Genomic DNA, 17,707 nt, shown 5'->3' with positions numbered 1-17,707 from the left:
AAGGAGCACCCCATGCCCAACGTCCCTCTCGTCGACCGTGAGACCGCCACCGGCCCCGTCAAGGAGCAGCTCGAGCAGATCGGCTCCGCCTTCGGCGCCGTCCCCGCCATGTTCCGCGCGGTCGCGAACTCGCCCGCCGCGCTCACCAGCATGTGGAGCGCTTTCGGCGCCTACGGTGGGGGCACGCTCGGCGCGGCCCTCGGTGAGCAGATCGCGGTCGCGGTCGCGAACCGCAACTCCTGCGGCTACTGCCTCGCGGCGCACACCGCGCTCGGCAAGAAGGCGGGCCTCACGACCGAAGCGCTCGCCGAGGCCCAGGCCGGCAACTCCGACGACCCTCGTACGGCCGCTCTGCTGGCCTTCGCGCTCAAGCTCGTCGAGGAGCGGGGTCAGGTGACCTCGGCCGACGTCGACGCTCTCCGCGCGCACGGCTGGAGCGACGAGCAGATCGTCGAGACCATCGGCCAGGTCGCGCTGAACCTCTTCACGAACTACGTGAACATCGCGCTCGACGTGCCGATCGACTTCCCGACGGTGCCGCTGCGTCGCGCCGCCTGAGGTCGAGGAGAGCAGAGGCCGGATTCGCTGGGGGTCCGGCCTCTTCCCCTGCCCGCCTGCTACGCCTCTACCTCGTCGAGCCAGTCGCTCAGCACACGGATGGCGAGGGCCTCGAGCCGCGGGCCGTGCCGCTGCGCCTGCTCCCGGATCGTCCGCGGGTCGATGCCGTGGTGATGGAGCTCGTGCGCGTGACCGACGAGCCAGCGCTCGATGACGCGGTGGTCGGCTTCCAGGTGGAACTGGAGTCCGAGCGCGCGCGCGACGGCGAAGGCCTGATGGGGGAAGCCGGGCGTGTGCGCCAGGGAGTGCGCCCCGGCGGGGATCGCGAACTCGTCGCCGTGCCAGTGCAGCACGGGCTCGCCGTCGAGAGGGGCGAGGACGGACTCCCGGCCCTCGGGGGTGAGTGCGAGCGGGCCGTAGCCGATCTCGACGGCCCCGGTCGGGCGTACCTCTGCGCCCAGAGCCTCGGCCAGGAGCTGGGCGCCGAGACAGACGCCGAGCGTGGCGCCGCCCGTGGCGAGCCGGGTCGCGAGAGCCGCCTTCGAGGAGTGCAGGAAGGGATACCGATCCTCGTCGTACACGCCGATCGGTCCGCCGAGGACGAGGAGCAGGTCCGTGCCAGCGACGGCGTCCGGGTCGATCGCGTCGATGCCGGCGTCGAGCAGTGTGGTCTCGTAGCCGCGCGCCGCCAGCAGCGGGGCGAGGATCCCGAGGTCTTCGAAGGGGACGTGGCGGACGGCGATCGCCGTCCGGGGCGTGCGGGACGCGGACATGCACTCTCCTCGGATAGATTTGACCTATGCCAAAAATAGCACACGAGGTTCGCGGTGCCGAGGTGATCGTGCGCGCCGCGGGGGTCCTGTTCGACTGCGACGGCGTGCTGGTGGATTCCGTCCCCTCGGCGGCGATCGCGTGGGACGCCTGGGCGCACCGGCACGCCCCGGGATTCGACTTCCTGCGGGACGCGCCTCATGGCATGCGGCCGAGTGAGGTGGTCGCGGCGATCGTGGGGCCGGAACGCGCGGCCGAGGCGGCGGCCGACCTCCTCGCTCGGGAGCTCGCCGTCGCCCCGGTGACGACCGGGATCCCCGGGGCCGCTGCCCTGCTCGCTGCGCTGCCCCCGAAGCTGTGGGCGGTCGCGACGAGCAGCAACCGAGCGGTCGCGACCGCACGGATGGGCGGAGCGGGTATCCCGACGCCGGCGGTGCTGGTCGCCGCCGAAGACGTGGACAGAGGCAAGCCCGCGCCCGACCCGTACGTCCGTGCCGCACGGCTCCTCGGGCGGGACCCGGGGGCTTGCGTCGTCTTCGAGGACTCGGCGCCGGGGATCAGCGCGGCGCGAGCGGCCGGTGCCGGCCTCGTGGTCGGGGTGGGCGCAGACTCCGGGGCGGCTGACCCCGACCTGGTCGTGCACGACCTCGCCCACGTGCGGTGGAGCGGGGAGGCGCTGTGCCTCCGCGTGCTCAGCGGAGCGCGCTGAGGGCCTCGTCGATCACGTCCACGGCGACGTCGAGCTGCTCGTCGGTCGTGGTCAGAGTGGGGAGGAAGCGGATCACGTTGCCGTCGCTGCCGGCGGTGAGCAGCAGGATGCCGCGCTGGGCGGCGAACTCCGCGATCATGGAGGCGGCCCCGGCCAGCGGTCGCGTCGTCCCGGGGGTGCTCAGCTCGAAGGCCTGCATGGCGCCGATCCCGCGGACGTCGCCGATGACCGCATGGCGAGTGCGCAGACCCTCGAGTCGGGCGGACAGGTGGGCGCCTATCCGACGGGCGTCGGCGAAGAAGGTCCCGTGCTCGAGCTCGTCGAACACTGCGAGGGCGGCGGCGATCGAGACCGGGTTGCCGCCGAATGTGCCGCCGAGGCCGCCAGGGTCGGGCGCGTCCATGATCTCGGCGCGGCCGGTCACCCCGGCCAGGGGCAGCCCGCCGGCGATGCCCTTCGCCGTGAGCACGAGGTCCGGCACGAGGTCGAAGTGTGTGCTCGCGAACCACGTCCCGGTGCGCCCGAGGCCCGTCTGGATCTCATCGGCGATGAACACCACGCCGTTCTCCGTGCACCACTCCTGCAGGGCGGGGAGGTAGCCCTCGGCCGGGACGACGAAGCCGCCCTCGCCCTGGATGGGCTCGGCGATGACGGCCGCGAGGTCGTGGACGCCGATCCGCTGTTCGAGATGGGCGATCGTGCGCGCGGCGGCTTCCTCGCCGTCGAGGCCGTCGCGGTAGGGGTACGAGTTGGGGACGCGGTGGACATCGGGCGCGAACGGACCGAACCCGGTGCCGTACGGCGCCGCCTTGTGGTTCATCGCGAGTGCGAGGTTGGTGCGCCCGTGGAAGGCGTGGTCCAGGGCGGCGACGGCGCGCCGTCCCGTGTGCCTCCGGGCGATCTTGACCGCGTTCTCGACGGCTTCGGCGCCGGAGTTCGCGAAGGCCGTGCGGGTCTCGTGGGTGCCGGGGACCTTTTCCGCGAGCAGTTCGGCGAGGCGCACGTAGCCCTCGTAGGGGGTGACGGTGAAGAGCGTGTGCGTGACCCGGTCGAGCTGCTCCGCCGCGGCGGTGACGGCTGCGAGGTTGGTGTGGCCGATGGTCGTCACGCCGATCCCGCTGCCGAGGTCGAGGAAGCGGTTGCCGTCGACGTCGGTGACCCAGGGGCCGTCGGCGTGCTCGATGTAGACGGGGAGCACGCTGCCGACGCCGCGCGGGACGACCCGTTGCCGGCGCTCGTGCAGCGCCCGGCTCTGCGGCCCTGGCACCTCGGTGCGCAGGCGCGGGGTCGACAGGGCGGTGTCCGAGAACAGGCCGGGTGCGGACATGGGCGGGCTCCTTCGTGAAGGGGGTGTCGGCGGGTACGCGACGTGGTGTCGAAGCTATGTTAGATTTTGACCTATGTCAAAGATCGAGCGTGTGGGGGAGAGCGCCGAGCGCTACCCGACGGCCTTCACCGCCGCGGACTTCCGCGCCAACGTCGTCGACGTCCGCGCCCGCATCGACGCCGCCGCGGAGCGCGCAGGACGCGACCCCGGTGAGGTGCACCTGCTCCCGGTGAGCAAGACGGTGCCGACCGATCGGGTGCGGGTGGCCATCGACGCCGGGCTGCGCCGACTCGGCGAGAACAAGGTGCAGGAAGCCGTGCGCAAGCACCGGGAGACGGCCGACCTCGATGTGGACTGGGTGGTCATCGGCCACCTGCAGACGAACAAGGCCAGGGATGTCGCCTCCTTCGCCGCCGAGTTCCAGGCGCTCGACCGGCTGCGGGTCGCCGAGGCTCTCGACCGGCGCCTGCAGGCCGCGGGGCGCAGCCTCGACGTGTACGTGCAGGTGAACACCTCGGCCGAGGACTCGAAGTTCGGGATGCCGCCGGAGGAGCTTCTCGACTTCCTGAAGGCGTTGCCCTCGTACGGTGCTCTCCGTGTGCGCGGCCTGATGACGCTGGCGCTGCTCACACCGGACGATGCCCGGGTGCGGGAATGCTTCGCGCTGCTGCGGACCCTCCGTGACAGAGCGCGTGAGGAGAACCCCGAACTCATCGGCGACGGCGCCCTGTCGATGGGTATGTCCGGGGATTACGAGATCGCCGTCGAGGAGGGCGCGACGTGCGTGCGGGTCGGGCAGGCGATCTTCGGTGCGCGCGCCGTCCCGGACAGTCACTACTGGCCGGAGGGCTGACGCCCGCTCAGTCCTCGGTGCGGAAACCGGCCGCCTTGTGTGTGCCGTCGCAGAACGGCTTCAGCGCGGAGAGCCCGCAGCGGCACAGGGCCACCGTGCGTCGACGCGGGTCGATCACCGCGCCGTCGCTCGCGTGCAACTCGATCTCTCCGCGCACCAGGAGGGGGCCGTCCGGGTACGCCGTGACGGTGACCGGCTCGTCCCGGGCGGTCATGCCGTCGTCCTCTCCCGCAGCGCCGAGCGGCCCTCGGTCCACGCGTCGAGGGTGTGCGCACCCGCCCAGCCGTCGACCGTGAGGCACGCGGCCGCGCCGAACAGGATGTCTGCGAGCAGCTCCGGACGGTCCTCGGCGAGGCTGCCCGCGAGGTCACGGGCGGCGATCTGCTCGTGCACCGCGTCGGCCTCCACGTGCTCCTCGAAGTATGCGGCGACATCGTCGGCGAACCCCAGCCGGTGCAGGCCGTCGGCGTAGAAGCGGCACGGGATCGACGAGGTCATCTCGTAGGCGGCGAGGTGACCCACGATTGCGCCCACGAGGCGGCGGTTGAGGCCGAACAGGCTCATCATGTTGTGCGAGGCGAGCGTGATCGCGGGGGCGTCGTCGACGTAGGCGCCGTATGTGTCGTCGAGTCCGGCGGCGCGAAGGGCGCGGGCGTAGAGCTCCGCGTGCACCCGCTGCGGTCGGCCGCCGCCGTACTCGTCCGACTGGATCTCCACCAGCGCCGCCTTGGGGCGGCCGGTCAGCCGTGGGATCGCCCAGGAGTGCGGATCGGCCTCCCGCAGCGTGTACACGGAACGGAGGATCAGCGACTCCTCGGCCTGCTCGCGGGTGGCCTTCCTGGCGATGTGCCGCGACAGGCTGGGGCCCGTGTCCGCAGCGGCGAGGGCGAACAGGGCGCGCCCCACGGCGTCGACTGTCGGCTCCGGAAGCTCGGGCACGGGCACGGTCTCGCGCAGTGCGGCCTCGAAGGCGTCCTCGAGGATCCGGCGCGCGGTGACCACCCCGGCCTCCCACTCCAGCGCCGCATCGAGCTGCGGCAGCGAGCCGTACGAGGACGCATAGAGGACGAAGAGGGCGAGCTGGATGTCGTCGTCCCGGACCACATCGCTGCTCTCAGCGACGGCTGTGGTGGCGAGGTCGGGCAGGGCGGCGGCGTCCTCGCCGCGACCGGTGAGGACGTCGAGGACGGCGCCCGACAGAGGACCGCGCGGCGAGAAGGCGACGGCGGTATCGGGGTCGAGGGTGGAAACGGTCATGAGGAGGGGCTCCCATCGAGTCGATCACCGATATCCTCGTCCGCGCGAACGGGGGCCACCAGGGACTTGACGCCGAGGCGCTCGGCAGGCAAGCGCCTCCGTCGATCGTCAGGGGCACCCGGCGAAGACGTACTCCTCGTCGTCCGGCGTGACGAGGTCGCGATCGCGGAGCACGAGGGATGCCGGGGCGTCCGGGTCGGCGCACAGCTCCGCGAACGACCGCGGGAGCTGGTCGGTGTACTCGATGTCGATCACGTGCGGCCCGTAGACCGCGGTGTATGCGCCGCACTCGGCGTACGCGGCGCACTCCTCCGTCACGGCGAAGTCGAAGCCCGCGCGCTCCTTCAGGGCCTCCGCATGCTCGGCCGCGTTCTTCTGTCCGGCGGCGAGCCCGACGCCGTGCGCCGCGTCGACGAGGAGCTCTGCGAGCGCGAGGTTGTGGTCCAGAGTCAGGAGGCCGAGCGAGCGTGAGAAGGAGTCGAGGTTGTCGAACTCGACCGCCTGGAAGCCGGAGTCCGCGCAGCCCTCGATCCAGGGGATCACGATCTCCGCGATGCGGGACCGCTGCGCTGCGCTGCCGGTATCCAGAAGGGCCTCGTCGGGCCACTCCGGGTCGAAGACCACATCGTCACCGTCATGCAGGAGAAGGTCGTCGGGCCACTCGGCGAGCTCGCCCGGCTGGGTCTGGAATCCGTTGACGTAGCAGACGGAGTAGAGTCCCGCGACCGGCTCCGCGCTGCGGTCTCGCCCGACGATGCCCACGCCCTCGGCCGGATCGTACGCGCCGCCGAGCTGGTAGTCCGGAAGGGCTCCGGCCGGAGGAAGCACGACGCCGGCCGATGACCCCGTTCCCTCCGCAGGGAGGGCGGTCGGGGCGGCGCAGCCGGCGAGAGCGAGGATCCCCATCGCGACGCACGCCGCCAGCGCCAGGGACACGCGTGCCGTTCTTCGACCGCGTCGAGAGCGCGGCGCGGTCATCGCGGCTGAGGCGTCGGCTGCGCGGGGGCGTCGACCGGCGGCGCCGCCGCCTCCGAGGGGTTCCGGCGGATCCCGATCCAGGACACGACGCCGCCGAGCACGAGGAGCGCCGCGGTGACCCAGGCGGCGTTGTGGAACCCGTCGAGGTCGAGGGAGCCGCCGACGATGGTCGACAGCATCGCGACGACCAGCAGCCCCGCGACGCGGGAGACGGCGTTGTTCACGGCGGAGGCGATGCCGGAGTGGTTCTCGTCGATGGCCCCGAGGATCGCGGCCGTCAGTGGGGCGACGGTGAGCGACAGGCCCAGCCCCATCACGATCATGGCCGGGAGCACCTGCGCCCAGTAGTCGAAGGCGGTGTTCACGGTCAGCAGCATCAGCGCTCCGACGGCCATGATCAGCGGCCCGACGGTCATGAAGATGCGCGGGCCCCAGCGCCCCGCCCACCCGCCGGCGCGGGAGCTCAGCAGGATCATCAGGATCGTCATCGGCAGGCTCGCGAGTCCCGCCGCCGTCGCGCTGAGTCCCGCCCCCTGCTGGAGGTAGACGCCGACGACGAAGCCGTTGAGCGAGAGCGCGGCGTAGACGAAGAGCGTGGCGAGGTTGCCCCACCCGAAGTCGCGCACCCGGAACAGCCAGAGCGGCATGAGCGGCGTGGCCGAGCGGCCCTGCCGCCACAGGAAGACGGCGAAGAGCGCGGCCCCGACCACGGCGGGGATCCAGATCGCGGGGGAGGCCCACCCGAGGTTCGGCTGCTCGATGAGGGAGAACACGATGGCGCCCAGGCCCAGCGCGCACAGTGCTCCGCTCCACCAGTCCACCCGGACGCTCCGAGGGTGCTCCGGCAGGTGCAGGCGGGCGAGCAGCAGCAGCGTCACTCCGATGGGGAGGACGTTGATGAGGAACACGAAGCGCCAGGAGAGGAAGTCGACGAAGAGCCCGCCGAGGAGGGGGCCGACCAGTTGGGCCGCCGTGGTGAAGGCGGTCCAGACGCCGATGGCCCTCGCCTGCAGATCGCCGCGCATGGTCGCGGTGATGAGGGCGAGGGAGCTCGGGACGAGGAGGGCGCCGGCCGCTCCCTGCGCTCCGCGGGCCACGATGAGCATGAGCGGATCGATCGCTGCGGCGACCGCGACCGACGCGATGCCGAAGGCGATGAGCCCGATCCGCATCACCAGGACCCGGCCGTAGGCGTCGGACAGGGACCCGGCGAGCAGGATCAGCGCGCTGAGGGTGATGAGGTACGCGTCGACCACCCACTGCTGCGTGGTGATCCCGCCGCCCAGCTCTTCACTGATGGCGGGAAGCGCGACGTTCACCACCGTTCCGTCGAGGAACGTGACGAACGAGGCCAGCACGGCGATCGCGATGACGAGCCGCTGGAGCGGGGCGAAGGATGACACAGGCCGACCCTACTCCCGGGGTCGGACGCGAGGGGCCGGTCAGTCAGCCGATGTCCCGGTACCTTCCGCCAGCAGCCGTCGGAGTGCGGGGAGGCCGTCCCGTCCGTGCGCCGCGCGCTGCCGCGCCGCGCCGGTGCCGTCCGCCCGCATCCGGGCGAGTCCCGCTCGCACGGTGTCCGCATCGCCCTGCTCGTCCAGCACCGGGCCGATGTCGTCGAGCAGGTGCTCGGCCACGGTCCAGGCCGGGGCGACCTCGCCCGTGAGCGGATCCAGGATGCGGGCCGTCATCCCCGCTCTCGACGCCATCCAGATCGACGCGTCGATCGTCTCCGTCTCGTCGGCGACGATCCGCTGCGCGGACGACAGGGCGATCCCGCGGGTCAACAGCGCGGAGAGAACGGCGTCCTCCGCGGTGAGCTGCGTGTCCGCGACGCGCGCCTCGACCGTCGGGTAGCGCTCGGACAGGCGCACCGCCCAGGAGAGGGAGGTCGCCTCCCCGATGGTCCCGAGATCGAGGAGCTGGTCCACGCGCGTGCGGTAGTCGTCGACATCGGCGAACCGGGGCGGGCACCACGACGACGGGAGCCGGCGGATGAGCATGCTCCGCCAGCTCGCGAAGCCGGTGTCGATGCCGTTGCCGAACGGACTGTTCGTGCTGAGGGCGAGCAGCAGGGGCAGCCACGCGCGGAGTCGATTCAGCGCACGGACCCGCTCCTCCTCGTCCGGGACCTCGACGTGCACGTGCAGCCCGTTCACCTCGTGTTCGCGGGTGAGGTGCGCCAGGCGCCGGGCGACGTCGTCGTAGTGCGCCGACGGCGAGAGCCGGGGAGAGCGGAGAGTGGTGAACGGCGAGCCGGTCGGCGCCGCGATCGCGCGCCGCGCGCGGGCCTCCGCGCCGATGGCAGCCCGCAGCGTCGTCAGTTGCTGCAGGGCCTCGGCTCCGGTCCGCACCGGATCGGTGAGGGCCTCGAGCTGCGAGGCCAGGTACTCGGTGGTCACGCGTCCGGCGGCGACCTCGCCGCCGATGCGCTCCAGGATGTCACCGCTGAGGGCGACGGGGACGAGCGAATCCTCATCGAGCAGGAGGAACTCCTCCTCGATCCCGAAGCGCGTCATCCGGGTCAGTGGTTTCGCAGTTCGGAGATGAGCTCGGCCTTGCGCTTGCCGCTGTAGCCCGTGAGGCCCAGTTCCTTCGCGCGCTTCCGCAGCTCGGGGACGGTCCAGTCCTCGTAGTCCCCGTGCTCCCCGCCGCGCCGGCCGACCGAGCTGCGGCCGTCTCGTGCGGCGGCGTTCGAGATGCGGGCGGCCTTCTCCTTCGAGGCGCCGTCGTCGCGGAGCTCCTCGTACAGTTCCGGATCCTTCAGGGAATTGTTGCGTCGTCCTGGCATTGCTCTGCTCCTTCGCGCATCGGGAGGGTCGAAGTCAACCCCCTCCAGGGAGGGTGTGGTTCGGGTCTAGCGTGGTGTCACCGCAGTCGGGCGCCCGCGCCCCCAGAGAAGGGAAAGACCGATGAACATCCTCCTGATCATCGTCATCGTCATCGCCGTGATCCTCGCGATCACCGGAGGACTGGTGCAGTCGCTCCAGTTCCTGCTGTGGGTCGGTCTGGTGCTCCTGGCCATCGCCGTGATCGCCTGGCTGATCCGAGCGATCACCGGCAGCCGCAAGGTCTGACCCGAGTGCGGAGGGGGAGGCTCGCCATCGGCGAGCCTCCCCCTCTTCATGGGTTCAGCGGGTGGGGGATCAGCGGTTGAACGCGTCCTTGACGCTGTCGCCGGCCTTGCCCGCGGCGTCCTTGACGTTCTCGCCGGCCTGCTTCGCGTCGGCCTTCACCTGATCCGCCTGGCCTTCGGCCTCGAGCTTCTCGTTGTCGGTCAGCTTGCCGAAGCCTTCCTTGGCCTTGCCACCCAGCTTCTCGGCGGAGTTCTTCATGTCATCTGCGCCACTCATAAGAGGCTCCTCTCCTTGACGGATCGATTGCTCTTCGAGCCTCCCACCAGCCCTCCGCACCGTCCACGGGATTGACATTCGCGCAGCGGCGTGTCAGCGTCCCGCGACCATCGACTCCCGTCCGCGCAGGGGTTAGCCTGGCGCCAGGCGGGTGTCCTGCCCGTCGTCCTCGACGAAGGGAGCGGTGTGCGATGGACGCGATGATGATGGGTGCCATGTCCAAGAACATGGAGTCGATGCCGGACATGGCGATGATGGACATGTCGGTGCTGCAGGCCTGCATGGATGCCTGCGCCGCCTGCGAGCAGGCCTGCACCGTGTGCGCGACCCAGGAGATGGACTGCGCTCCGGCCTGCATGAACTGCGCGGACATGTGTCACACGATGATGCGGTCGATGCTCCGCATGCAGGGGATGACTCCGGCCACGATGATGGCGATGCTGGACGCCTGCATCGCGATGTGCCAGATGTGCATGGACGAGTGCATGCAGCATGCCGATCACAGCGACGTCTGCCGGCTCTGCGCTCAGGCGTGTCAGGCCTGCATGAACGCCTGCATGGCGGTCCGCGACATGATGATGGCGAGTGCCTGACCCGAGGGGATCAGGGCATCATCACACGACGGCGACGTTGAAGCGGGTGCGCCCGACGGCGAGGACGGCGTAGTCGAGGTGGAGGGCGACCGGGCTGCCGATCGCGGCCTCCAGCGCGGCGCCGGAGCCGTTCCACAGCGTGTGCGTGGTGCCGTCGAGCGTGCGGACGACGAGGTCTCCGGCGACCGGATCCGCCGCGGTCACGAACGCGTCCGCCCATCGCGCCGGGGTCGCCGCCGCGAGGCGCTCCTGGATCAGGTGCAGGGCGTGGCCGGGGGCCGACGACGAGCAGCGGCCGCCGTTCCCGCACATGCACGTCCCACGCTCACGCACCTCGAGGGGCGGACGGCGGTGCAGCGGCGTGGACACGGGGACTCCTTCGGATCGGCGTCCGGCCAGAGTACGTCGACCGGGTCGGGATCCCGCAGCGCCCCCGACACGCGACGAAACAAACGGGTGTAGGCTCGCCGGGTGCTGTCGTCGATGAGCGCCCTCGGGGCGCGGAGCGGAGCTGCAGGCGCGTTCAGCGCCGCAGGCAGAGGCTGAGGACCGGCCGGAGGCGGAACCCCGTCCCCGGTGCTGCGTCGTACCCCGGCACCGTCCGGGTGATCCTCCGATCCGTCTCGCCGTTCCGGCGATCACACCGAAAGCTCTTCCCCCATGCGTCCCATCGACGAGCGCGCTCTGCGCGCCTCCTTCCGCAACGCCTCCCGCAAGGAGATCTCCGACATCACCCTGCCACCCGGCTTCGCAGAGACGGACTTCGACCGGCTCGACTACCTCGGCTGGGTCGACCCGAAGCTGCCTCGTCGCTCCTATGTCGTCACGTGGATCGACGACGAGCCGGTCGGCGTCGTGCTGCAGCGCGCCGAGCAGCGCGTGCTCGCCCGCGCGCAGTGCTCCTGGTGCGAGGACGTGACGCTCCGCAACGACGTGCAGCTGTACGTCGCCCGCCGCGCCGGGGCCGCCGGTCGCAAGGGCGACACCGTCGGCGTGCTGGCGTGTGCGGAGTTCGGGTGCAATGTCGCGGTGCGCAGGCTCCCGCCGCTGGCCTATCCGGGGTACGACCGCGAGCTCGCGCGCGAGATGCGGATCCTGCGGCTGCAGGAGCACGTGACCGGGTTCGTCCGCGAGGTCGCCGGTCTGACCCTCTAGGCCGTCACGGCGCGCACGTGGGCGAGGGCGGGTGCCTCCCACGCCGCCGACAGCCGGGCGAACGTCTCGAAGCTGCGTCCGCCCGGCCAGTCGGCCGGCAGCATCGCCGGGGGCAACCCGGGATCCGTGTAGGGCAGCACCCGCCACCGGTCGATGAGGTGCACGTAGGCCGGGAACGGCGCGTCGGGCAGGGCCGCGAGCGATGTCTGGAAGGCCTCGTGCTCGGCGCGCAGCCCGTCCAGGTCCCACCACGCCGCGGCGGCCTCGGCCAGGGTCCCTGCCGGGGCCGGGGCCGATGCGTCGAACAGGGTCGCCCAGCGCCGGGCATCCAGCTCGTCGAGGATCTGCTCCGCTTCCTCCCGGAGATGTCCGGGGCAGATCCACAGGGCGGGGGAGATGACGCCGGCGCCGATCCAGTGCAGTCGGCGCCGCAGCTGATGGCGCACGCTGCGTGCGCTCTCCGGGATCGAGAACGACACGAGACACCACGGATCGTCGTCGGTCATCTCCCGCATCCGGAAGATCCGGCGGTCGCCCCGCTCCAGCATCGGCACCGCCGCAGGGCTGAGGCGGTAGCCGATCGCGTCGCGGCGCTCGGGGAGGAGCAGACCCTTCTGCTTGAGACGGGCGATGCCCGTCCGGGCGGGAGCCGCCGGGATTCCGAGGTCGCCGGCCAGCGCCACGAGGTCGGCAGCCGAGATCCAGCCGCCGAGCGGGCGCAGATACAGGCCGATCAGGGTGCGCAGGAGCGAGGCGGTGCTGCCGGGGCGGGCGTCGATGTCGTCGAGGACGATCGGCGCCGTGGGCTCAGGAGACACCGGACTCCAGCGCGTCCCTCACCGCGAGCACTCCCGCGACCGTCTCGGCGTGCGAGGTGCTCAGCGGCGACAGCCCGAGCCGGATCCCGTCCGGGAAGCGGAAGTCGGGGATGACGCCGTCGGCCCAGAGCTTCCGGGTGACCTCCCGGAAGTCGGGGTGGCCGATCGTGATGTGTCCGCCGCGTCGCGCCGGGTCGCGAGGGCTGAGCAGGCGGACGTCCAGGGGCGCGAGCAGCTCGTCGTACGCCCGGACCGCGAGCGCGGTGAGCGACTCCGACTTCGCGCGCACGCCGTCGATCCCCGACTGTTCGATGAGGTCGATCATGCCCTGCATCGCGAGCATCGAGGTCACCGGCGGCGTGCCGCTGAGGAGCTGACGGATGCCGTCCGCAGGCACGTACTCGGGGCCCATGGCGAAGATGTCGGCGGCGCTCCACCAGCCCTGGATCGGCTGCCGCAGCACGCCCTGCAGGTCGTGGCGGAGGTAGGCGAACGCGGGCGACCCCGGGCCGCCGTTGAGGTACTTGTACGTGCAGCCGACCGCCATGTCGACGCCCCAGTCGTCGAGCTGCATCGGCACGACACCCGCCGAGTGGCAGAGGTCCCACATCATCAGTGCCCCGGCCTCGTGGACGACGGCGGTGATGCCCGGCATGTCGGCGAGGGCGCCAGAGCGGTAGTCGACGTGGCTGAGCGAGACGAGCGCCGTCCGCTCCGAGACCACGGCCGCGACGTCGTCGATCGTGACGCCGTGCACCGGATCGGGCGTGATCCAGCGCAGCGTGGCCCCCATCTCCGCCGCGACGCCTTCAGCGAGGAACCGGTCGGTGGGGAAGTTCCCCTCCTCGATCACGAGCTCCGTCCGCCTCGTGGGTCCCTGAGCCGCACCCGTGGGTCCCTGAGCCGCGCCCGTGGGTCCCTGAGCCGCGCCCGTGGGTCCCTGAGCCGCGCCCGTGGGTCCCTGAGCCTGTCGAAGGGCGCCCCGCATGAGCTTGTAGATGAGGACGCTCGTGGAGTCGGAGACGACCGTCTGTCCCGGACCCGCCCCGAGGGCGACGGCGCCGATGCGGTCGCCGAGCTCCATCGGCAGCGCCATCCACTGCTCGTCCCAGGAGCGGATGAGGCGGGTGCCCCAGTCCTCGCGCACGAACGCGGCGAGCTTCTCCGGCACGTCGCGCAGCGGGCGGCCGAGCGAGTTGCCGTCGAGATAGGCCGTGACGCCCGGGGCCTCGACGAAGGCGTCGAGGTGGGCCGCGAGGGGGTCGGACGCGTCCAGGGCGCGGGCGGCATCGAGGAGGGCGGTGTCGGCGGAGCGGTCGGTCATGTCACACCTTCAGGTCGGCGGGGGTGAGGGGGCGGGCGGCCAGAGGATCGGCGGATCCGGGTGGCAGCAGGAGGAGGAGAGAGCGGGGATCGAGCGGGTCGACGGGCGCGAGGGCGCGGAGGAGGGCGTCGTCGTCGAGGCCGGCGGTGCGGAGGGCGGCGACCTCAGCCGGGTTCAGGTCGACGGGGGTCGGGCCGTTGCCCATGTCGGTGCCGTAGCGGACGATGCCGCCGGCGGCGTGGAAGCGGGCGACGTTGTCGATCGCGATGGCCCGCGCGTGGGAGTCGTGGATGGCGAGGGTGCTGATCCAGGAAATGCGGGCGGCCTGCTCCGCGATCTCCTCGTCGTCCAGGCGCTCGGAGAACGGGGCGTGGGCCAGCTGCGTCGCTCCGAGGCGGACGACGCGCTGCGCTTCGCCGGAGCCCTCCGCATGGGCGATCACCGGGAGGCCTCGGGCTGCGGCGAGGTCGGCGATCGCGCGGAAGAGGGCGTCGGAGAAGACCGGGCCGGCGGTGCTGTTGCTCGCGACCTTGACGCAGGAGACACCGGCCGCTGCCATCTCCTCGACCGCGGTCGCCGCTGCCGCGGGGTCGGCGATCTCCCGCACCGAACCCGCCGGCGCCCAGGCGCGGTCCGAGGGGTATCCACCGGGAGGCGTGAGGAACGCGCCGGCGAAGTCGACGGTTCGCAACTCAGGAGAATCCGGCCCAGGAGCACCCGGAACCGCCTCGGAAGCGCCTCCGCCGGTCGAAACTCCTGAGTTGTGAACGGCGATCCGCGCCACCGTGGACGGATCGCCGCCGAGGTCGACCACTCGTCCGAGGCGGGACGAGGCCAGGAGGGCGTGGTCGACGAGCTGCAGGTGCACGTGGTGGTCCGTGAAGCCCCCGACGATGCGGCCGGAGAGGACCGGGCCCCCCGGCGCGGGTGTCTCCTCACCGAGCCGGGGGCGCCCGTCCTCGCCGAGTCCGACGACGCCGTCCCGCCAGCGCTCGCCGTCGAAGAACGTCGCCGTGAGCATCAGGAACCGATCTCGGTGCGGACGGTGTAGAGCTCGGGGAAGAAGGTCAGGTCGAGGGCGCGCTGCAGGAAGCCGACGCCGCTCGACCCGCCGGTGCCGACCTTCATCCCGATGGTGCGGGACACGGTCTTGAGGTGACGGAAGCGCCAGAACTGGAAGTTGTCCTCGAGATCGACGAGGTCCTCGCAGGCCTCGTAGAGGTCCCAGTGGGTGCGCGGGTCCTGGTAGATCGCACGGATGGCAGGTACGAGGTCCGGGGTCTCGCGGTAGGGCTCCCGCACGTCGCGGTCCAGGATCTCGCGGGGGATCGGGAGGCCGCGGCGAGAGGCGTAGCGGAGGAACTCGTCGTACAGCGTGGGCTTCTCCCACTCGGCCGTGAGGAGCGCGAGATTCGCCGGGTGGTCGCGGAAGACGCTCAGCATCTTCTCGTTCTTGTTGCCCAGCGCGAACTCGACGGCCCGGTACTGCACCGACTGGAAGCCGGACGAGTTGCCGAGGGCGCCGCGGAACTGGGCGTACTCCGTCGGGGTCAGCGTCGCGAGCACCGACCACTGCTGCGTCATCACGTCCTGGATCCGCTTGACCCTGGCGATGCGCTTGAGGGCTTCGCGCAGGTCGTCCGCCGCGAGCAGCTCCCGCGCCGAGCTGAGCTCATGCAGCAGCTGCTTCAGCCAGAGCTCCGTCGTCTGGTGCTGGATGATGAACAGCATCTCGTCGTGGTGCTGCGGGTCGCTCACCGGATGCTGTGCCGTGAGGAGCTGGTCGAGCGCGAGGTACGAGCCGTAGGTCATACGCCCGGAGAGATCCGTGACGATCCCCGACTCGAGTGCGCGTTCGTTCTCGGTGTGCATCCCGCGAACATATCACTTCCGTGCCGATCGTCACAGACATGTTATGTCCAGATCCCGCCCCGCCTGCACGACCCGGCGCCAGTGGCACGGGTTTCTCCCGGATTCGGCCGTGCACCCGTGCCCGGGTCGTGCACCTGTGCCCGGGTCGTGCACCCGTGCCCGGGTCCGTTTCCGCCCGTGCCGAGGTCCGCCTGCACGACCGGGGAACGGATGAACAGACGTCCGGCCGAACGAGTCGTGCCGTCGTGTCGGGATCGTGCGACCGTGGCAGCCCCGCCGGACGACAGGGGCCGGGTCAGCGGGTGTGCGCGTCGAGGAAGGCGATGGTGTCCGCCAGGGCCTTCCGAGCCTCGGGCAGATCGAGGTGGAACTGGTACTCGTGCGGGAGGGCGGGCTCGTGCGGCGCGGGCCAGAACACCGGCGTCACATCGACGCCGAGCTCTTGCAGCCGCTTCGCCATCGGGATCGACTGGAGCCAGGTGAGCCCGTCGCCATTGCCGCCCGAGATGTACGTCGCGGGGAAGTCGGAGGTGACCCAGTCCACGGTCGACATCGTGGCGCCGGTCGAGTCCTCCGCCCAGGTCTTCGTCCCGGAGTACGCCCACATCGCCGACTTGAAGCCCCACCCCGGGACTCCGTCGAGCTCGGCCAGTGCGGCGAGGTCGTAGACGCCGCAGTTCAGCACGGTCGCGACGAGCTGGTCGGCGCGGATCGACGGGCGGATGCCGAGGATCTCGGCGTAGTCCGGATTCGTGATGAGCGTGGCCATCTGGCTGGCGAGCTGAGCGCCCGCGGAGTCCCCCGCCAGCACGATGCGACGCGGGTCGACGCCGAGTTCCGCCGCGTGCGCGTCGATGTAGGCGAGGGCCTCGTCGAGCTGGTGGACGGCGAGCGGGTACACGCCCTCGGGTCCGCGGGTGTAGTTCACGCCGATGGTCGTGTAGCCCTCCGCGGCGAGGATGCGGAGGTAGGGATCGACGTCCTCCTTCGAGCCCGAGATCCAGGCACCTCCGTGGATCCACACGACAGTCGGCAACGCGCTGTCGGCGGAGGCGGGGCGGAAGACGTCCATCGTCGTGTCCGCGCCGGCATCCCCGTAGGCGATGTCCTTCCGTTCGTCGAGAGGCGTGTCCGGGACGTGCTTCGTCATCTCCGCCGCGGTCTCGTCGCCGCCCTTCGTGAACACCGAGCGGATGATCATCGCGGATGGCCACGGCGTGAGCGCCCCGATGATCGCGACGACGGCGGCGACCGCGGCGAGGACGCCCACGGCGATCTTCGTGCGACGCCAGGGCGACCGGCCGGTCTTCGCGGCCACGGTACCGGCGGTGCTGCGGGAGTCTTCCACGGCCTCAGTGTGCCAGTATCCGCCGTCGTGGGATCGAAAGCGTTCCGGAATCCCCGAACGAGGGCGCGCTTTCGATCCCGCGGCCGGACTGCACCTCGTGCCGGGATCGAAAACGGGCCGGATGGGGCGCGCGAAGGTGCGATTTCCGTCCCGCACGGGCGCGGGGCAGGGGCACGGGCACGGATGGGGCCGGGTCAGGGGGAGAGGAGGGTGGCGGTGTCGGTCACGGTGATCTGCGGGGGATACAGCCTCATGACCTGGACGGCGGCGGCGTGGTTCCCGGCCGTGGAGCCGGCGCAGGCGTCGGCGGCGAGCGTCACCCGTGCTCCGGCATCGGCGGCGGCGAGAGCGGTGGACACGACGCAGCAGTCCGTCGACACCCCCGCCAGCACGATACGGCCACCGTGCCCGACGATCGCCTCGAGCTCCGGGCCCCACTTGCCGAACGTGGGCAGGTCGACGGTCGGATGAGGAGACAGGCCTTCCGCCTCGGGGACCAGTGCATAGAGCGGGTCGTCGGCGGGCCGGTCGGCGAACGGCCACGCCGCGAAGTACTCGCCCCAGGAGGTGGAGCGGTCGGCCGTCGGAAGCCACCGGGTCACGAGCACGCGCTCGCCGAAGGCCTGCGCGAGCCGACGGATTTTCGCCATCGCCTCGGAGAAGAACGGCGAGCCCCAGGCGGAGTCGGGCGACGCGAAGATCACCTGCGGATCGACCACCACGAGCCAGCTCTCGGTCCCTGAGTCTGCCGCCTCCTGGGTCCCTGAGCCTGTCGGCTCCTGGGTTCCTGA

Annotated in this window: 22 protein-coding genes; 6 read left to right on the top strand and 16 right to left on the bottom strand. The window is 71.4% G+C overall.

Going from position 1 to position 17,707, the window contains the following annotated elements:
- The first annotated feature begins 12 nt into the window (after window positions 1–12).
- Complete coding sequence (locus AB0N68_RS02840; protein ID WP_268776613.1) at window positions 13–558, top strand: carboxymuconolactone decarboxylase family protein; 546 nt, start codon at window positions 13–15, stop codon at window positions 556–558.
- A gap of 59 nt (window positions 559–617) precedes the next feature.
- On the opposite strand, the gene AB0N68_RS02835 is transcribed toward AB0N68_RS02840, so the two are convergent.
- Entirely contained in the window at window positions 618–1,331 is a 714-nt protein-coding gene (locus AB0N68_RS02835) for a glutamine amidotransferase (protein WP_292797314.1), read from the bottom strand.
- 26 nt (window positions 1,332–1,357) lie between these two features.
- Here AB0N68_RS02835 and AB0N68_RS02830 point away from each other — a divergent pair, with 26 nt between their 5' ends.
- Window positions 1,358–2,038, top strand: coding sequence for an HAD-IA family hydrolase (locus AB0N68_RS02830; protein ID WP_187662359.1), 681 nt, complete (start codon window positions 1,358–1,360; stop codon window positions 2,036–2,038).
- Here AB0N68_RS02830 and gabT read toward each other — a convergent pair.
- On the bottom strand, window positions 2,022–3,365 hold the full coding sequence (gene gabT / locus AB0N68_RS02825) for a 4-aminobutyrate--2-oxoglutarate transaminase (protein WP_292797317.1): 1,344 nt from the start codon (window positions 3,363–3,365) through the stop codon (window positions 2,022–2,024). The two genes, AB0N68_RS02830 and gabT, sit on opposite strands and share 17 nt — an antisense overlap.
- A 73-nt stretch (window positions 3,366–3,438) precedes the next feature.
- Between gabT and AB0N68_RS02820 the strand changes: the two genes are divergently transcribed.
- Window positions 3,439–4,218 carry a YggS family pyridoxal phosphate-dependent enzyme gene (locus AB0N68_RS02820; RefSeq protein WP_280565015.1) on the top strand — a complete coding sequence of 260 codons (780 nt, stop codon included), beginning with the start codon at window positions 3,439–3,441 and terminating at the stop codon, window positions 4,216–4,218.
- Window positions 4,219–4,225: 7 nt separating this feature from the next.
- Here AB0N68_RS02820 and AB0N68_RS02815 read toward each other — a convergent pair whose 3' ends face one another.
- The 6 genes from AB0N68_RS02815 to AB0N68_RS02790 all read right to left on the bottom strand — a co-directional run bounded on the left by AB0N68_RS02815 (window position 4,226) and on the right by AB0N68_RS02790 (window position 9,244).
- Window positions 4,226–4,432, bottom strand: a complete 207-nt coding sequence (locus AB0N68_RS02815; protein ID WP_280565013.1) for a CDGSH iron-sulfur domain-containing protein — start codon at window positions 4,430–4,432, stop codon at window positions 4,226–4,228.
- Complete coding sequence (locus AB0N68_RS02810; RefSeq protein ID WP_268776619.1) at window positions 4,429–5,475, bottom strand: iron-containing redox enzyme family protein; 1,047 nt, start codon at window positions 5,473–5,475, stop codon at window positions 4,429–4,431. Before AB0N68_RS02810 ends, AB0N68_RS02815 begins: the two co-directional genes overlap by 4 nt.
- 108 nt (window positions 5,476–5,583) lie before the next feature.
- Window positions 5,584–6,453 (bottom strand): endo alpha-1,4 polygalactosaminidase, encoded by an 870-nt coding sequence (locus AB0N68_RS02805; RefSeq protein ID WP_396654775.1) that lies wholly within the window; start codon window positions 6,451–6,453, stop codon window positions 5,584–5,586.
- Complete coding sequence (locus AB0N68_RS02800) at window positions 6,450–7,856, bottom strand: MFS transporter (protein WP_280565008.1); 1,407 nt, start codon at window positions 7,854–7,856, stop codon at window positions 6,450–6,452. The genes AB0N68_RS02805 and AB0N68_RS02800 overlap by 4 nt, the downstream gene beginning before the upstream one ends.
- 39 nt (window positions 7,857–7,895) lie before the next feature.
- A complete protein-coding gene (locus tag AB0N68_RS02795; RefSeq protein ID WP_187662352.1) occupies window positions 7,896–8,972 on the bottom strand; it encodes a carboxylate-amine ligase in 1,077 nt (358 codons plus the stop codon).
- A gap of 5 nt (window positions 8,973–8,977) precedes the next feature.
- Complete coding sequence (locus AB0N68_RS02790) at window positions 8,978–9,244, bottom strand: DUF7218 family protein (RefSeq protein ID WP_187662351.1); 267 nt, start codon at window positions 9,242–9,244, stop codon at window positions 8,978–8,980.
- Between the two features lie 121 nt (window positions 9,245–9,365).
- Here AB0N68_RS02790 and AB0N68_RS02785 point away from each other — a divergent pair, with 121 nt between their 5' ends.
- Window positions 9,366–9,530 (top strand): hypothetical protein, encoded by a 165-nt coding sequence (locus AB0N68_RS02785; RefSeq protein WP_164498167.1) that lies wholly within the window; start codon window positions 9,366–9,368, stop codon window positions 9,528–9,530.
- Between the two features lie 69 nt (window positions 9,531–9,599).
- On the opposite strand, the gene AB0N68_RS02780 is transcribed toward AB0N68_RS02785, so the two are convergent.
- Window positions 9,600–9,806, bottom strand: a complete 207-nt coding sequence (locus AB0N68_RS02780) for a CsbD family protein (RefSeq protein WP_101848342.1) — start codon at window positions 9,804–9,806, stop codon at window positions 9,600–9,602.
- A 191-nt stretch (window positions 9,807–9,997) separates the two neighbouring features.
- Here AB0N68_RS02780 and AB0N68_RS02775 point away from each other — a divergent pair, with 191 nt between their 5' ends.
- Complete coding sequence (locus tag AB0N68_RS02775) at window positions 9,998–10,399, top strand: four-helix bundle copper-binding protein (protein WP_025102514.1); 402 nt, start codon at window positions 9,998–10,000, stop codon at window positions 10,397–10,399.
- A 21-nt stretch (window positions 10,400–10,420) separates the two neighbouring features.
- Here the strand turns inward: AB0N68_RS02775 and AB0N68_RS02770 are convergent, their stop codons facing one another.
- The gene (locus AB0N68_RS02770) at window positions 10,421–10,768 is read right to left on the bottom strand and encodes a hypothetical protein (protein WP_280565001.1); all 348 of its coding nucleotides are present in this window, start codon (window positions 10,766–10,768) and stop codon (window positions 10,421–10,423) included.
- 291 nt (window positions 10,769–11,059) lie between these two features.
- On the opposite strand from AB0N68_RS02770, the gene AB0N68_RS02765 reads away from it, so the two are divergent.
- Window positions 11,060–11,554: an FBP domain-containing protein gene (locus AB0N68_RS02765; RefSeq protein ID WP_187662349.1), complete on the top strand. Its 495-nt coding sequence runs from the start codon at window positions 11,060–11,062 to the stop codon at window positions 11,552–11,554.
- Here the strand turns inward: AB0N68_RS02765 and AB0N68_RS02760 are convergent.
- The 6 genes from AB0N68_RS02760 to AB0N68_RS02735 form a co-directional block, all read right to left on the bottom strand.
- Window positions 11,551–12,372: a PaaX family transcriptional regulator gene (locus tag AB0N68_RS02760; protein ID WP_292797321.1), complete on the bottom strand. Its 822-nt coding sequence runs from the start codon at window positions 12,370–12,372 to the stop codon at window positions 11,551–11,553. The genes AB0N68_RS02765 and AB0N68_RS02760 overlap by 4 nt on opposite strands.
- Window positions 12,362–13,696: a kynureninase gene (locus tag AB0N68_RS02755; RefSeq protein ID WP_280564997.1), complete on the bottom strand. Its 1,335-nt coding sequence runs from the start codon at window positions 13,694–13,696 to the stop codon at window positions 12,362–12,364. The genes AB0N68_RS02760 and AB0N68_RS02755 overlap by 11 nt, the downstream gene beginning before the upstream one ends.
- Window position 13,697: 1 nt before the next feature.
- On the bottom strand, window positions 13,698–14,717 hold the full coding sequence (locus AB0N68_RS02750; protein WP_280564995.1) for an amidohydrolase family protein: 1,020 nt from the start codon (window positions 14,715–14,717) through the stop codon (window positions 13,698–13,700).
- Window positions 14,717–15,568 carry a tryptophan 2,3-dioxygenase gene (locus AB0N68_RS02745; RefSeq protein WP_187662345.1) on the bottom strand — a complete coding sequence of 284 codons (852 nt, stop codon included), beginning with the start codon at window positions 15,566–15,568 and terminating at the stop codon, window positions 14,717–14,719. The genes AB0N68_RS02750 and AB0N68_RS02745 overlap by 1 nt, the downstream gene beginning before the upstream one ends.
- 295 nt (window positions 15,569–15,863) lie before the next feature.
- Window positions 15,864–16,916, bottom strand: a complete 1,053-nt coding sequence (locus AB0N68_RS02740) for an alpha/beta hydrolase (protein WP_280564992.1) — start codon at window positions 16,914–16,916, stop codon at window positions 15,864–15,866.
- A gap of 194 nt (window positions 16,917–17,110) precedes the next feature.
- Window positions 17,111–17,638: a cysteine hydrolase family protein gene (locus AB0N68_RS02735; protein ID WP_280565068.1), complete on the bottom strand. Its 528-nt coding sequence runs from the start codon at window positions 17,636–17,638 to the stop codon at window positions 17,111–17,113.
- Between the last annotated feature and the right edge of the window lie 69 nt (window positions 17,639–17,707).

The organism is Microbacterium meiriae, from assembly GCF_040685015.1.
In the GTDB taxonomy this organism is placed as follows: domain Bacteria; phylum Actinomycetota; class Actinomycetes; order Actinomycetales; family Microbacteriaceae; genus Microbacterium; species Microbacterium meiriae.
This window is presented reverse-complemented; position numbering and strand designations above follow the sequence as displayed.